At 72.0% G+C, this 15,222-nt stretch carries 11 protein-coding genes; 3 read left to right on the top strand and 8 right to left on the bottom strand.

Translation table 11 applies throughout. The annotated features are described in order from the left end of the window. The first annotated feature begins 176 nt into the window (after window positions 1–176). The 3 genes from ABZS42_RS08620 (at window position 177) to ABZS42_RS08610 (ending at window position 4,128) form a co-directional block, all read left to right on the top strand. The gene (locus ABZS42_RS08620; protein WP_355143316.1) at window positions 177–1,976 is read left to right on the top strand and encodes an alpha/beta hydrolase; all 1,800 of its coding nucleotides are present in this window, start codon (window positions 177–179) and stop codon (window positions 1,974–1,976) included. A gap of 122 nt (window positions 1,977–2,098) precedes the next feature. After that, window positions 2,099–3,037: a transporter substrate-binding domain-containing protein gene (locus tag ABZS42_RS08615; protein WP_355143315.1), complete on the top strand. Its 939-nt coding sequence runs from the start codon at window positions 2,099–2,101 to the stop codon at window positions 3,035–3,037. Next, entirely contained in the window at window positions 3,034–4,128 is a 1,095-nt protein-coding gene (locus ABZS42_RS08610) for a hypothetical protein (RefSeq protein WP_355143314.1), read from the top strand. Before ABZS42_RS08615 ends, ABZS42_RS08610 begins: the two co-directional genes overlap by 4 nt. Window positions 4,129–4,163: 35 nt before the next feature. On the opposite strand, the gene ABZS42_RS08605 is transcribed toward ABZS42_RS08610, so the two are convergent. The 8 genes from ABZS42_RS08605 to ABZS42_RS08570 form a co-directional block, all read right to left on the bottom strand. Further along, window positions 4,164–5,354 (bottom strand): amidohydrolase family protein, encoded by a 1,191-nt coding sequence (locus ABZS42_RS08605; RefSeq protein WP_355143313.1) that lies wholly within the window; start codon window positions 5,352–5,354, stop codon window positions 4,164–4,166. 115 nt (window positions 5,355–5,469) lie between these two features. Further along, on the bottom strand, window positions 5,470–6,633 hold the full coding sequence (locus tag ABZS42_RS08600; RefSeq protein WP_355143312.1) for an acyl-CoA dehydrogenase: 1,164 nt from the start codon (window positions 6,631–6,633) through the stop codon (window positions 5,470–5,472). Continuing rightward, a complete protein-coding gene (locus ABZS42_RS08595; protein WP_355143311.1) occupies window positions 6,630–8,726 on the bottom strand; it encodes a biotin carboxylase N-terminal domain-containing protein in 2,097 nt (698 codons plus the stop codon). Before ABZS42_RS08595 ends, ABZS42_RS08600 begins: the two co-directional genes overlap by 4 nt. Window positions 8,727–8,792: 66 nt before the next feature. Further along, entirely contained in the window at window positions 8,793–10,394 is a 1,602-nt protein-coding gene (locus ABZS42_RS08590; RefSeq protein WP_355143310.1) for a carboxyl transferase domain-containing protein, read from the bottom strand. Beyond that, window positions 10,391–11,587: an acyl-CoA dehydrogenase family protein gene (locus ABZS42_RS08585; protein WP_355143309.1), complete on the bottom strand. Its 1,197-nt coding sequence runs from the start codon at window positions 11,585–11,587 to the stop codon at window positions 10,391–10,393. The genes ABZS42_RS08590 and ABZS42_RS08585 overlap by 4 nt, the downstream gene beginning before the upstream one ends. Continuing rightward, window positions 11,584–13,254: an acyclic terpene utilization AtuA family protein gene (locus ABZS42_RS08580; protein ID WP_355143308.1), complete on the bottom strand. Its 1,671-nt coding sequence runs from the start codon at window positions 13,252–13,254 to the stop codon at window positions 11,584–11,586. Before ABZS42_RS08580 ends, ABZS42_RS08585 begins: the two co-directional genes overlap by 4 nt. Beyond that, window positions 13,251–14,099, bottom strand: coding sequence for a TIGR03084 family metal-binding protein (locus ABZS42_RS08575; RefSeq protein WP_355143307.1), 849 nt, complete (start codon window positions 14,097–14,099; stop codon window positions 13,251–13,253). Before ABZS42_RS08575 ends, ABZS42_RS08580 begins: the two co-directional genes overlap by 4 nt. A gap of 38 nt (window positions 14,100–14,137) precedes the next feature. Then, window positions 14,138–14,743 (bottom strand): TetR/AcrR family transcriptional regulator, encoded by a 606-nt coding sequence (locus tag ABZS42_RS08570; protein ID WP_355143306.1) that lies wholly within the window; start codon window positions 14,741–14,743, stop codon window positions 14,138–14,140. Window positions 14,744–15,222 lie beyond the last annotated feature (479 nt).

The raw sequence follows: 15,222 nt of genomic DNA, 5'->3' as shown, positions 1-15,222 counted from the left end.
GTCAACCGCCGAAGAGCGCGTGGCGCAGCGTCCGCGTTGCGGGAAACGTTACATCGAGAACTAGGTTGTCGGCTTTGTATGCGTTTTGCGGGCCACATTCATCGCCTGTTATCCATATAGTTGCGGGAGTCGGTCGACGTCCCGACCTTCCCTGTCGTCCACCGGAAGGCGTCCACATGCAACGACGAACCCGGTCCCTGGCCGCAGCAGGAATCATCGGCACCCTCCTCGCCGGATCGGCGGTCGCGCCAGCCGCCGCCGCACCGGTCGTGAATGGTCAAGGACCAGCGGCCACCAGCGACCGGACCAGTCCCACCGAGGCCCGCCGGGTCGACCGGGTGCCCACACCCAGGCTCGACTGGTACCCCTGCTACGACTACGCCGAGTGCGCCACCGTCCGCCTCCCGTTGGACTACGACGAACCCCGGGGCGCCACCACCGAGGTCGCCCTGCTCCGGGTCAAGGCCCGCGACCAGCAGAACCGCGTCGGCAGCCTCTTCGTCAACCCGGGCGGGCCAGGCGGCTCCGGCACCAGCATCGCGCTCGCGGCCCCCTACTTCTTCGGCGACGACGTGCTGGACCGCTTCGACGTCGTCGGGGTGGACCCGCGCGGCGTCGCCAACAGCGAACAGGTGCGCTGCTTCGCCACCGTGGGTGACCAGACCCGGGCGTACGCGGGGCTCAACGTGGCCTTCCCGACCACGAAGGCCGAGGAGAAGGCGTACGTGGCCTCCTCGAAGGCGGTCGGCAAGGGCTGCTCCACGACCGGTCGCCCGCTCTCCGGCGCGATGTCGACGGCCGAGGTCGCCCGGGACATGGACGTCCTGCGCCGGGCCGTCGGTGACCGCAAGCTCAGCTACCTCGGCTTCAGCTACGGCAGCGTGCTCGGGCAGTACTACGCCAACATGTTCCCCGACCGGGTGCGCGCCCTGGTGATCGACGGTGTTCTCGACCCGTACGCGTGGTTGGGCAAAGGAAAGGCCCGCAACCTGCTCCAGGAGGACCGGATGCGCAGCGCCGAAGGCGCGTACCGGGCACTGAGCGAGATATTCGTGCGCTGCGACGCGGCCGGGCCGGCGGCCTGCCCGATCGCCGGCGGCGCGGCCGACACCTACGAGCTGGTGGCGCAGCGGCTGCGCGCCGAGCCGGTGGTGATCGAGGACCCGGATCTCGGCAGCTTCACGGTCGGCTACGCCGACTTCGTCGCCGCCACGATGAGCGTGCTCTACGACCCGTACGGCTACCAGCAGGTCGCCGCCCTCACCGCCGAGCTGCTGGTGCTCACCGACCCGGCCGCGGCCGCCCCGGCCCGGGACCGGGCCCGCACCGCCGTGACCCGGCTCGCCGCCGAGGCGCGCCAGCAGGCCCGCCGGTACGACTTCCCGTACGACAACAACCTGGAGACCTTCCTCGGTGTGGACTGCACCGACGCCAACCACCCGAAGGACGCGGCCTCCTGGCCGGCCCGGGCCGCGAAGGCCGACCAGCGGGATCCCTACTTCGGCCGGGTCTGGGCCTGGGCCACGTCGCCCTGTGCCCGGAGCGCCTGGACGGTGCGGGACGAGGACGCCTACACCGGCCCGTTCGACCGGCGCACCAGCGCCCCGGTGCTGGTGGTCGGCAACTACTGGGATCCGGCGACCAACTACCGCGGCGCGGTCAGCTCGGCGGCACTGCTGCCGAACAGCCGGCTGCTGAGCAGTGACAGCTGGGGGCACACCGCGTACGGCACCTCGGCCTGCGCCACCGGCGCGATCGACGAGTACCTGCTCAACGGGACGTTGCCGGCTAAGGGCACCATCTGTGTCGGCGACGCGCAGCCCTTCGCCGAGGCGGCCGGCGAGCAGACGGCCGAACGGGCGGAGACGGCCAAGCGCACCCTGGCTGGCCAGGGTGCCCCAAGCCGGGGTGAGCCCAAGCGGCTCCCGCCGGTCGTGGCACCGCTTCCCGCGGTGGGCACGCTCACCGTCCGCTGAGGACCGCCGGGGTACGACGGGCGATCGGGCGCCCGCCGTACCCCGGCCCGGCGGCCACCGAAAATGGACGGTGGTCGCTACGCTCGGTGTCCCGCAGGCTGTACGTGTCAGCGAGGTCACCGATGAACGAATCGTCCACCGGGCTCCGGATCCGTTCGGTCGCCACCACGCTTTCCGTGGCGTTGACGCTCACCTTGGCCGCCGCCGCCGGTTGCGACAGCCGGCAGGAGCCGGAGTTCCCGTCGGTGCAGGAGAAGCTGCGCGAATCGCACATCTACGGCCAGCCGAAGCTGCGGATCGGGGTGGCCAGCAACGAGCCGCTGATGGGCGAGCTGCGCGACGGCGTGCACGTCGGTTTCGACGTGGAGATAGCGCGCTACATCGCCGCCTCCCTCGGCTACGAGGGCGATCAGCGGTTGGAGTTCGTCCCGGTCTCCACCGAGGACCGCATCCCCGCGCTCCAGGGCGGCACGGTCGACCTGGTGGTTTCGAGCTTCTCGATGACCGAGGACCGCAAGAAGCTGGTCAGCTTCGCCGGACCGTACTTCGTCACCACGCAGGAGGCGATGGTGCCGGTCCGGCTCAAGGACAAGATCCGCACGATCGAGGACCTCCGCAACCCGGCGTACAAGATCTGCACCAGCGGTGGCTCGACCACCGAGGCGGAGTTGGAGAAGCACCAGGTCCGCACTCTCGTGGTGAAGGACGTCGGTGATTGCGTCGACGGCATCCGGACCGGTCGCTACGACGCGGTCAGCTCCGACGAGACGATGTTGGCCGGCTTCCTGTCCCGGTACCCGACCGAGTTCGAGATCGTCGACATGCCCTTCGGCACCAGCGAACTGATCGGCGTCGGGGTGCCGATCAGCGACCCGGCGCTCCGGGATCTGGTCGCCTTCTTCCTCGACAAGAGCTACCAGTTGGAGCGGGCCGGGCGCGCCAGCCCATGGCAGACCGCCTACAACCGGACGCTCGGCCCGTGGCTGCGGGCGGAGAAGCCGCAACCCCAGCCGCTGGAGGTGCCGAAGCTCGTTGACTTCGACGACAAGGCACCCCGATGACGATCCCCTCGGCGGCCACCGCCCCGGTCGGTGACCCGGGGGCGGACGACGGTGTCCGGGTCGAGGAACCGACGGCCTGGTACGACCGCAGCTGGCCCGGCAGCGACCGGCTGGACAAGGTGGAGCGGCGGGCGCAGGCCAGCCAGTCGTTCTGGACGGCGCTGGTCGGCGTGCCGGCCGTCTTCTCCGTACTCCGGCTCGGCGTCGAGGCCGGCGGTGAGCTCCAGACCACGTTGCTGCTGGTCGCGAACGTCGGGCCGGTTAACCTGCTCGCCGGTTTCCTCACCACCGCCGCCCGCCTGCTCGCCACCGCGCTGGTCGCCGTCTTCGCCCTGGGCGCGGTGTTCGGCGCGAGTGTGGACCGGCTACCGCCCGGCAGCCGGCGTCGTCCGCTCTTCGCCCGCTGGGCCGAGATCACCCCGGCCTGGCTGGTGCTGGCGAGCTTCCTGCTCGCCCTGGTCACCTGGCCGCTGCTCTACCTGCCGTTGCTCATCCCGGCGTTCGTGGCGGCCTTCCAGCTTCGTCCGGAACAGCTGCACGAGCGGGTCGCGCCCCGGGTGCTGCTGATCGCGGCCCTGCTCGTCGGGTACGCCTGGCTGCTGCTGCCCACCCTGCTGGACGCCGCCCGGCAGGGCAAGCCGCTGGTGGTGGCGCTGCTGGCGCTGCCGCCGCTGCTCGCCCTGAGCATCTCCGGGCCGCTGCCGCGCATCGTGATCGGGCCGCTCGCCTCACTCACCGAGGTCGCCGTGTTGGTCGTACTGGTCTGGGCTGCCCTGCCGGTGATCAGCACACCGGTGCTGCCGCTCACCGTCACCACCGTGGGGCCGGCGAACGGCCCGACCGAGGACGTACGGGGGCACGTGGTGACCACCGACGACGTGAACATGGTGATCCTGCAGGAGCAGGGCGGCGTGCGGTACGTGCCGGTCGACCAGGTACGGGCGCAGGTGCTCTGCCCCAGCGAGGAGGAGCTGCCCCGGCACCAGCTGCGGATCCACGACTTCCACGTGGAGGATTCGCTGATGGAGGGGCTGGGTCGGCGGGTCCGCCCGGTGCACCGCATCGACGCCGCCTGCCGTGCGGTCGGCTGACTGCCGACGAGACGGCAGGCGGCGACAGGGTGAGGTTAGTTCGTCGGTACTTGTACCCCGGCGTGGATGACCGCGCGGATGTCACTGATCCGGCCGATATCGTCCAGCAGGTCTCCGGTGACGAGCAGGTCCGCGTCCGCGCCGACGCTGATTCGCCCCTTGCGGTCGGCGACGTGGCAGGCCCGGGCGGCGACGCTGGTCACCGCGGCGAGCACATCCAGCATGGGCACACCCGTGGCGACCAACTGGGCGACGGCGAGGGGGAGGACGTCGTGCGGCTTGAAGGTGCCGATCCCGGCGTCCGTGCTGGGCACAACCTTGGCGCCGAGTTCGAACAGTTTCCGCCCGGCGGCCTGGATCTCCGCCAGGCGACTAACGATTGCGGGTGGGTGTGCCACCGGCCGCCCGGTGTCGAAGTACCCGACGGTTGGGCTGACGAAGGTGTCGCTCGCCACGATCCGGGCCAGGAGCGCGGGATCGGCGTCGACCCCGTCCTCCGTCATGAAGGACATGTGTTCAATGGTGTCGACGCCCGCGTCCAGGGCGTCCCTGATAACCGACGTGGCGTGGGCGTGGGCGGCGACGGGTAGTCCCAGCCGATGTGCCTCGTCCACGACGAGTCGCAGCTCCGCCAACGAGAACTGGGGGGCGTATGGCGGCGCCGAACCCGCCGTCATGTTGCCGCCGCTCGCCATGATCTTCACCACAGCGCAGCCGCGCTCGTGCCGTTCCCGTACGGCGGCGAGTAGGGCGGCGGTGGTTCTCTCGGTTTCTCCGCCCAGGAAATGGCAGTGACCGCCGGGTGGGGTGATGGGCGGTCCGGCAGGGAGGATCTCCGGCCCGTTCTCGGGATGGTCAGCCAGCTCCGCCCGTAGCGCCAGCGACAGGTAGTTGCGATCGCCGAGGTCACGCACGGTAGTGATGCCCACCCGGATCGCCCGTTCCGCTGCGGTCCGCATCTTGGCCAGCAGCTCCGCGTCGTCGGCGGCGACGAGCGCGGCAACCGGGTCGGTAGTGGCGTCGAACGCCAGATGTACATGGGCGTCGATGAGCCCGGGCAGCAGGAACGCGTCCTGGCCGACGTCGATTGCAGGTACACCCTGCGGTGGCGGAGCGCCTGTGGTGTCCACCCGGACGATTCGCCCATCCTCGACAGTGACCGTGGTGGGTCCGTACAAGCGCGTGCCGTCGAACATCCGGGCGGCCCGGACAGCGAAGGTAGCCATGATCGAAAAGTTAGCTCGTGGACGAATGTTTCTTCCTGTAACAATGATCATGGAAATTCGCAATTGGAGCTGCGCCGTGCCTTCGCTGCCGGACGTCAGCGCGAAATGCGGCGCCTCAGTACGACTTCTCCTGACCGAGGACGTGCTGGGCGACGTAGTTCAGGATCATCTCCCGGCTCACCGGGGCGATCCGTCCGGCTCGGACGGCGCCGAGCAGCGTCGCCACGCCGTACTCGGTGGTCATGCCGGCCCCGCCGTGGACCTGCACCGCGGTGTCCACGGCGAGCGCGGCGGCCTCGCCGGTCGCGTACTTGGCCAGGTTGGCGGAGACCCCCGCCTCCAGGTCCCGCCCGGCGTCGTAGAGGGCGGCCGCTTTGTAGATCATCAGCCGGGCCAGCTCCACCTGCACGGCGGCGTGCGCCAACGGGTGGGACACGCCCTGATGGGCGCCGATGCTCCGCTCACCCCAGAGCTTCCGGGTCGCGGTGTACGTCGAGGCCCGCTCGATCGCGTACTGGCCGGTGCCGGCGCCCATCGCGGCCACCGTGATCCGCTCCGGGTTTAGACCGGTGAAGAGCGCCGGCAGGCCGGAGTCCACCGATTCCCCGACCAGTGCGTCGGCCGGTAGCCGCACCTCGTCCAGGTAGAGCAGGAACTGGTTCTCCGGCGAGACGATCTCCATGTCCAGCTTGGTTCGGGTGAGCCCCGGCGCGTCGGTCGGTACGACGAAGAGCGCCGGCTTCAACCGTCCGGTGGTGGCGTCCTCAGTACGCGCCACGACCAGCACGTACCGCGCCTCGTCGACGCCGGAGATGAAGCACTTGCGCCCCGATAGCAGCCAGGCGTCGCCGTCACGCCGGGCCACCGTGCCGAGCCGGTGGAAGTTCGACCCGGCCTCCGGCTCGGTGATCGCGAAGACCACCTTCAGCGAGCCGTCGGCGAAGCCGGGCAGGAACCGTTTCCGCTGCGCCTCGGTGCCGTGCCGGTTGATCACGGTGGCCGCGATGGCGGGGGAGACCACGAGCAGCAGCAGGGGGCAGCCCGCCGCGGCCAGCTCCTCGCAGACGATCGCCAGCTCGGTGATGCCGCCGCCCCCGCCGCCGTACTCGGTGGGAATGTTCACCCCGAGGTAGCCCAGCCGTCCCGCCTCCGCCCAGAGCTCGGTGGTGTGTTCACCGGCCTTCGCCTTGGCCACGAAGTAGTCGTGCCCGTACCGGCGGCCCAGCGCCCGCACGGCGTCCCGCAGCTGCTCCTGCTCGTCGGTGAGGTCGAAGTTCATCGCGCGTCCTCCAGGGGGTTGACCACGGCCAGCACGACCCCGGTGTCGACCTGAGTGCCGGCCGGCACCGGCAGCTCCACGACCGTCCCGTCGACCGGGGCGAGCACCGGATGCTCCAGCTTCATCGCCTCCAGGGTCAGCAGCAGATCGCCGGTGACGACCTGCTGGCCGGCCGTCACGTGCACCCGGGTCACCGTGCCGGGCAGCGGTGCCAGCAGCGAGCCGACGGCCAGTTCGGTGGTCGGCTCGGGAAAGCGCGGCAGCTCGGTGAGCATGACCGAACCGTCCGGGCCGTCCACGTGCACTGCCGAGCCGATCCCGTGCACCCGGTACGCGCACCGCACGCCGGCCACGTCCAGCACGACCCGCTCGGCGGTGGCCGACACCAGCGCCACCGCGGGCCACCCGCCGTCGCCCACGCCGGCCGGGTCGCCTACCCCGCCGGCCGGGTCGCCTGCGCCGGCTGGGTCGCCTGCGCCCGCCCGGTCGACGCGGCCGGTAGCCGGACCCTCGGCGTTCGGCCCGGTCGCTCGCACCGACCACTGAGCGAGCGCGCCCGTCCGGTCCAGGCGGTAGCGCACCTCGACCTCGCCGTCCGGGCCGAGCAGCCGGGTGACCTGCGGATACGCGGGCACGTTCCGCCAGCCGGACGGAAGCCCGGCGAGTACCGGGGCGCTGGCCCGTCGGCCGGCCGCCGAGGCCAGCGCCCCGGCCAACGCGTATAGCGGCATCCGATCGAACGGCACCAGCGGTGCGAACAGCTTCGGATGCCGGTCGAGGAAACCGGTGTCGACCTCGACGGCGGCGAACTCCGGGCTGCGCAGAACCCGGACCAGCAGGTCGCGGTTCGTGGTCACCCCGTGCAGTTCGGCGCGGGCCAGCGCACCGGCCAGTGCCCGCGCCGCCTCGCCGCGGGTCGGCGCCCAGGAAATCACCTTGGCCAGCATCGAGTCGTAGTGGACGGCGACCGTCGAGCCGTCGACCACGCCGGAGTCGATCCGCAGCCCAGCCCGGGTCAGCTCGCCGAACTCGGCGGACACACCCGGAACGGCGAACCGGTGCAGGACTCCGGTCGCCGGCCGGAAACCCCGGGCCGAATCCTCGGCGCAGAGCCGCACCTCGACGGCGTACCCGCTGGTCTTCGCGTACACGGCCTCCTCCGGCAGCGGCTCACCGTCGGCGACCAGCAGTTGCAGCCGGACCAGGTCCAGCCCGGTGCACAGCTCGGTGACCGGGTGCTCGACCTGGAGCCGGGTGTTCATCTCCAGGAAATGGATGTCCCCGTCGGGCGTCAGCAGGAACTCCACAGTGCCCGCGCCCACATAGCCGACGGCACGGCCGGCGGCCACCGCCGCCTCGTGCAGCCGCTCCCGCACCTCGGGCGGGACGACGCCGGGCGCCTCCTCGACGATCTTCTGGTGCCGGCGCTGGATCGAGCACTCCCGCACGCCGAGCGCGGCGACCGTACCGAAGGTGTCGCCGAAGATCTGCACCTCGACGTGCCGGCCGCGCTCGACGTACCGCTCGATGAAGACGGTGCCGTCGCCGAACGCCGCGGCCGCCTCGCGACGCGCGGAGGTGACGGCCTCGGCGAGCCCGGCCGCCTCGCGGACGACACGCATGCCCCGCCCTCCGCCGCCCGAAGCCGCCTTCACCAGCACCGGAAAGTCGGTGACCTGGTCGAGATCGGTCCAGGTCGGCAGCATGGGCACGCCCGCGTCGGCGAGCAGCGCCTTCGCGGCGACCTTGTCGCCCATCGCGGCGATCGCCTTCGCCGGCGGCCCGACCCAGGTCAGGCCCGCGTCGATCACCGCCGCGGCGAACTCGGCGTTCTCCGCGAGGAAACCGTAGCCGGGGTGGACCGCGTCCGCGCCGGTCCGGCGGGCCGCGTCCAGGATCAGGTCGATCCGCAGGTACGTCTCGACCGGGCTGTTCCCCGGCAGCCGAACCGCCCGGTCGGCCTCGGCGACGTGCGGCGCGTCGGCGTCCGCGTCGGAGTGCACGGCCACCGTCTCGACGCCGAGCCGACGGCAGGTGGCGAAGACGCGGCGGGCGATCTCGCCCCGGTTCGCCACCAGGAGCCGGTTGATCATCTGGGGGCCTGCCTTTCGTTCGCGACTGCGGGACTCCACCGAGCTGCGTTCCGCGCGCTCACCGGATCACATCCGGAAGACGCCGAAGCCGTTCGCGCCCCGCACGGGTGCGTTGTGGACGGCGGACAGGCAGAGGCCGAGAACCGTGCGGGTGTCCCTGGGGTCGATCACTCCGTCGTCGTAGAGGCGGCCGGAGAGGAACAGCGCTCCGGACTGGGACTCGATCTGCTGCTCGACCATCAGCCGCATCGCGGCGTCGGAGTCCTCGTCGTAGGGCCGTCCCCGGGCGGCCGCGGCCTGCCGGGCCACGATCGAGAGCACCCCGGCGAGCTGGGCCGGCCCCATCACCGCCGAGCGCGCGTTCGGCCAGGTGAAGAGGAACCTCGGCTCGTACGCCCGCCCGCACATGCCGTAGTTCCCCGCCCCGTAGGAGGCACCCAGGTTGACCGTCAGGTGCGGCACTGTCGAATTGGCGACCGCGTTGATCATCAGGGCGCCGTGCTTGATGATTCCGCGCTGCTCGTACTCGGTGCCGACCATGTAGCCGGTGGTGTTCTGCAGGAAGAGCAGCGGGGTGTCGGACGCGTTGGCGAGCTGGATGAACTGCGCCGCCTTCTGCGCCTCCTCGCTGAACAGCACGCCCCGGGCGTTGGCGAGCACCCCGACCGGGTAGCCGTGCAGCCGGCCCCAGCCAGTGACCAGCGCCCCGCCGTACGCCGGTTTGAACTCGTCGAACTCGCTGCCGTCCAGGACCCGGGCGAGCACCTCGCGCGGATCGAACGGCACCTTCAGATCGGAGCTGACGATGCCGAGCAACTCCTCCGGGTCGTACTTCGGCGGCTGCGGCGACGGATCACGTGGCCCTGGGCCCTGCTTGCGCCAGTTCGACCGGCGTACGCACTGCCGGGCCAGCCGGATGCCGTCCCGCTCGTCGGCGGCGAGAAAGTCCGCGAGCCCCGACGTTGCGGCGTGCATCGCCGCGCCGCCGAGTGACTCGTCGTCGGTGACCTCACCGGTGGCCATCTTCACCAGCGGCGGTCCGGCCAGGTAGACCTGCGACCGGTCCCGAATCATGATCACGTGGTCGGACATCCCCGGCACGTACGCGCCGCCCGCGGTCGCGTTGCCGAAGACCACGCTGACCGTGGGGATCCGCGCCGCCGAGAGCCGGGTCAGGTCGCGGAACACCCGGCCGCCCGGGATGAAGATCTCCGCCTGGGTGGGCAGGTCGGCCCCGGCCGACTCGACCAGGTTCACCATCGGCAGCCGGTTGGCGAGCGCGATCTCACCGGCCCGCCGGGTCTTGGCCAGCGACCACGGGTTCACCGCGCCACCGCGGACCGTCGGGTCGTTCGCGACGATCAGACACTCGACGCCCTCGACCACACCGATGCCGGTCACCACGCTCGCCCCGACGGGGAAGTCGGTGCCGTACGCGGCGACCGGCGACAGCTCCAGGAACGGACTGTCCGGGTCGAGCAGCAGTTCGATCCGTTCCCGGGGGAGCAGCTTGCCCCGGGCGTGGTGCCGGGTCACGTACTTCTCGCCACCCCCGGTCCGGGCCTGGTCCAGGGCGGATTCCAGCTCCGCCAGCCGCTCCAGCAGCGCCGCCCGGTTGTCGGCGAAACCCGACGAGGACGGATCGATCGCGCTGCCCAGTACGGTCACAGCCCCATCCCCTTCGCGATGATCTCGTTCATGATCTCGGTGGTGCCGCCGCCGATGCCGAGGATGCGGGCATCCCGGTAGTGCCGTTCCACCTCGGCGTCGCGCAGATAGCCGAACCCGCCGTGCAGTTGGAGCGCCTGGTCCACCACCTCGGCGCAGGCGGCCACCGCGATGTTCTTGGCCATCGCCACCTCGGTGACCACCGGCTCGCCGGCCGCGACCCGAGCCGCCACGTCGTGCACGTACGCGCGGGCCGCCTCGGCGCGCGTGTGCATCCCGGCCAGCCGGTGCCGGACGAGTTGACGGCTGACCAGCGGCCGGCCGAACGTGGAACGGTCCCGGCACCAGCGCACGGCCAACTCGACGCAGCGCTGGGCGATCGCGTACGCCTGCGTGGCGAGCGAGATCCGCTCGGCGGCGAAGTGCTGCATGATCGCCAGGAAGCCGGTGTCCTCCGCGCCGATCCGGTTCGCCACCGGCACCCGTACGTCGACGAAGGACAGCTCGGCGGTGTCCGAGCAGTGCCAGCCCAGCTTCTCCAGCCGGCGGCCCACGGTGAAGCCGGGTGTGCCTTTCTCGATCACCAGCAGGGTGAGTTCCCCGCTGCCCGGGAAGTCGGTGCAGACCGCGGTGGTCACGAAGTCGGCCCGGACGCCGCTGGTGATGTAGGTCTTCGACCCGTTCACCACGTAGTGGTCGCCGTCCCGGCGGGCGGTGGTGCGGATCCCCGCGACGTCCGAGCCGCCGTCCGGCTCGGTGATCGCCAACGCGCCGATCATCGTGCCGGCCAGGGTCGGGCGGACGTACCGGTCGACCAGGTCGTCGTCGCCCGGGGCCGGGACGGCGCCGAACCGGCCGCCGAGCAGACCGCCGGTCCGGCCGCCACCGGCGGCGACCATGTGCGGCAGCGCGATGCCGTGCGTGAAGAGCGCGGCGACCAGCCCTGATGAGCCGCCGGACCGGATGATCTCCTCGGTCACGACGATCGTGTCGAGCAGATCGCCGCCGCTGCCGCCGACCGACTCGGGGAACCCGACGCCGAGCAGGCCGATCTTCGCGGCGGTGGCGTGCAGGTGGCGCGGGACCTCACCGGCCCGCTCCCAGTCGTCCAGGTACGGCAGCACCTCCCGGGTGACGAACGCGCGGGTCAGCTCGCGCAGCTGGCGCCGCTCAGGCGTGTCCACGATGGTCATGCGGTCGCCTTCAGGATCGGCAGATCGACGATCCGCGAGCGGAGCAGCTCGCCGAGCGCCTTGGCCTGCGGGTCGAAACGGGTGGACGCGGCCACTCCCTGACCGAGCAGGGCCCGGATCACGAAGTTGACGGCGCGTAGGTTCGGCAGCTCGTACCGCTCGACGGCCAGCGTGGCGGTCTCCGGCAGCAGCTCGGCCAGCCGCTCCACGGTCAGCCAGCCGCGCAGCCAGTCGTATGCCGCGTCGCCGCGGGCCCAGACACCCAGGTTCGCGTCGCCGCCCTTGTCTCCCGACCGTGCCCCGACCAGCTCGCCGAGCGGGCCCCGGCGGGTGCGATGGCCGGAGGGCGCTGCCGCCGGCGCATCCGGTTGCGCGGCGCTCTCCGGCGGAGCGGTGTCGGGCGGCGGCGCGATCGGTACGCGGGTGCCGTCGGGGAGCGCCGCCGCGTGCGGCACCGCGTCCTGCGGCACGAACTCCGCGGTGAACACCCCGTACGGCGTCGCGTCGCCGGGCGGGGTGGTCAGGGTGCATCCCGGGTAGGAGGCGAGGGCCAGCTCCACCGCGGCCGCCGAGAACGCCCGCCCGGCCCGTGCCTGGTCGCCGTCGCGCAGGTGTACGTGCAGCAGCGCGCTCGCCGTCTCCGTGTCGGCGGAATCGGGATGGTCGGTGCGGGCCAAGGTGAACTCCAGCCCCTCCTTGCCCACCGCCGATTCCAACTGGCCGCGGACGAGAGCCGCCTTGGCCGGGATGTCCAGCCCGCAGAGCACGAACGTCATCGAGTTGCGGAAGCCACCGAGGTTGTTGACGCCGACTTTCAGGGTGGCCGGGGGCGGTGTCCCCCGTACCCCGGTGACCCGCACCCGGTCCGCCCCGTCGGCGTGCAGGGTCACCGTGTCCAGCCGGGTCACCACGTCCGGCCCCAGGTACGCGGGCGCGCCCACCTCGTAGAGCAGCTGTGCGGTGACGGTCTCCACGGTCACCGCGCCGCCGGTCCCGGGGTGTTTCGTGACGACGCACGAGCCGTCCCGGTGCACCTCGGCGAGCGGGAAGCCGGGACGGTGGCCGCCGTCGGGCAGTTCGGTGAAGAAGCTGAAGTTGCCGCCGGTGACCTGCGCGCCGCACTCGATGAGGTGCCCGGCGACGGTGGCGCCGGCCAGCGCGTCGAGGTCGTCGCGGGTCCACCCGTACCGGGCGATCGCCGGGCCCACCACCAGCGAGGCGTCGGTGACCCGGCCGGTGACGACCACGTCGGCCCCGCCGTCGAGGCAGGCGGCGATCCCGAACGCCCCCAGGTACGCGTTCGCGGTGAGCGCGTCCGGCCGGTGCAGCGCGTCGCCGTCGACGTACCCGACCCGGACGGTGAGTCCGAGCCGGTCGGCGAGCGCGTTGATCGCGGCGGCCAGCCCGGCCGGGTTCAGGCCACCGGCGTTGGTCACGAGCTTGACCCCGCGTTCTAGCGCGGTGCCGAGGCAGTTTTCGAGCTGGCGGAGGAAGGTCCGCGCGTACCCGAGCGAGGGGTCGCGCATCCGGTCCCGCCCGAGGATCAGCATGGTCAGTTCGGCCAGGTAGTCGCCGGTCAGCACGTCCAGTTCGCCATCGTCGAGCATTTCCCGCCAGGCGGTGAAGCGGTCGCCGTAGAAGCCGGAGGCGTTGCCGACGCGGATCACACCGGTACCCCGTTCGAGGCGGCACCACAGGTCTGCGGCCCGTCCGTCGGCGGGTGACCGGGTGGCGGGTGCAGCGGCGGCCGGCCGGTACCGGGTGGCCCGGCGAACGCCTGTGCCACGTCGAGCCACTCGTCGGCGACCGGGCCGGTGACGGTTAGTGCCAGGTCGGCGCGGTGCCGGCGCTGGGTGACCAGCAGGCAGAAGTGCCGGGCGGGCCCGGTGACCCGGTCCGGGCTCTCCGCGGGGCCCCAGCTCCAGGTTTCGCCGTCCGGCCCCGCCAGTTCCACCCGCACGGGCGCCGCCGGCACGGGCCGGCCGTGGGCGGCGAAGCCGTGGCCGAGGGTACGCACGCCGAGGTGGGCGACGTGCCGGAGCCGGTGGGTGTCGGTTCGGCGTACGCCGAGTGCGTCGGCGACGTCCTCGCCGTGCGCCCAGGTCTCCACGATCCGGGCGGTGACCATCGAGGTGGCCGACATCCCGGTGCCGTACCAGGGCAGTTTCTCCCCGGGCGGAACGAGGGCGAGGGCGGCGGCCAGTGCCGCCCGGCTGCCGCGCCAGCGGGCGAGCAGGTCGGCCGGCGGGGCGAGGAACTCCTCCGCGCCGTGGTCGACGAGCCGGGCCGGATCCGGGGCGGAGGCCACGGACGCGAAGAAGGCTTCGGCGTCGGTGGCGGCGAGCAGCGCCACCTGGTCGGTCCAGGCGAGGTGGGCCACCTGGTGGGCGACGGTCCAGCCGGCCGCCGGGGTGGGGCGGGCCCAGTCCGCCGGCGGCAGTGGGCGGACGAGCACCTCCAGCGCCTCGGACTCCCCGGCCAGGTCGGCGAGCAGGTCCGACAGGTCGACCATGGTGCCTCCGGTCTGGTCATGCCCCGGCGCGGGGCAGGTCAGGGCGTGAGGAGCGTGGAGAGTTGCTGCTTCCAGGTGGTGAGCAGGGCGGTGCGGCGGACGGTGTCGTCGGTGAGCAGGTTGGCCACGCCCAGCCCGCGGAGCAGGTCCAGGGTGGCCTGCACCGCCTCCCGTACGCCGGGGCGTCGCTCGTCGACGCCTAGCAGTGCGACGGTGAGCCGGTGCATCTCCCGGCCCACCCGGGCCTCCAGTGGCACCAGGGCCCGACGCAGCTCTGGATCGGTGCGGGCGGCTACCCAGAGTTCGATGGCGGCCACGAAGAGCGGACCGGTGAACGCCACGCCGAGCAGGTCGATCACCCGGTCGAGCCGCTGCGGCCCGGTCGGTAGCGCCTCCGCCTCGGCACGCAGTTCGGTCGCGCGACGCTCGGCGAGATGGTCGACGGCCGCGGTGACCAGGGCGGCCTTCGTCGGGTAGTGGTGCAGCTGCGCACCGCGCGAAACCCCGGCCCGCGCCGCGACCAGGGTGGTCGTGGTGCCCGCCCAGCCGTGCTCCACCAGGCACTCGACGGTCGCCTCCAGCAGTCGTGCCTGGGTGGCGCGGCTGCGTTCCTGTTGAGGGACGCGGATCGATGCGGCGGACACGGGGACAGCGTGCCGGTCACGAAACAAACAGTCAAGCTTGACTTTTTCGTCAGTGCGGTCGGCCCGTCCACGCGGATCACCGGTCGGCGCCGCCCGAGACCGAGTGCTGCTGTGTAAGCCTTTGGAACTGATGTCGTAGGCGAGTCAGCGCGCAGCCGTTGGGAGGTCAGCGGCCTGCCGTGGCCGGTGTGCCTAGCCGTTGACGGTGCTGCTTCGCCTTTGGTGGTGTTGCCTCGCCGTGGGCGGTGCCGCAACGTCGTGGCCGTGCTGCCCTGGTGTGGCCGTGCTGCCCTGGCGTGGCCGGCGCTGCCTGCGGCCGGCCGGCGGCGTCGACGCTCGTCCGGATACAACACCGGTATCCGGAACGAATCCCCGCCTTGGCGGACCGCCGCCTGGACTCCGCCTCGGCTCGACCGAAGACTTTGACACACGCCGTAGGCCTGGGACGGCAGGAGATTCCCCGGCCCCCGGCCGGCCCT

Source organism: Micromonospora sp. NPDC005367, from assembly GCF_040606825.1.
Taxonomy (GTDB): Bacteria; Actinomycetota; Actinomycetes; order Mycobacteriales; family Micromonosporaceae; genus Micromonospora.
This window is presented reverse-complemented; position numbering and strand designations above follow the sequence as displayed.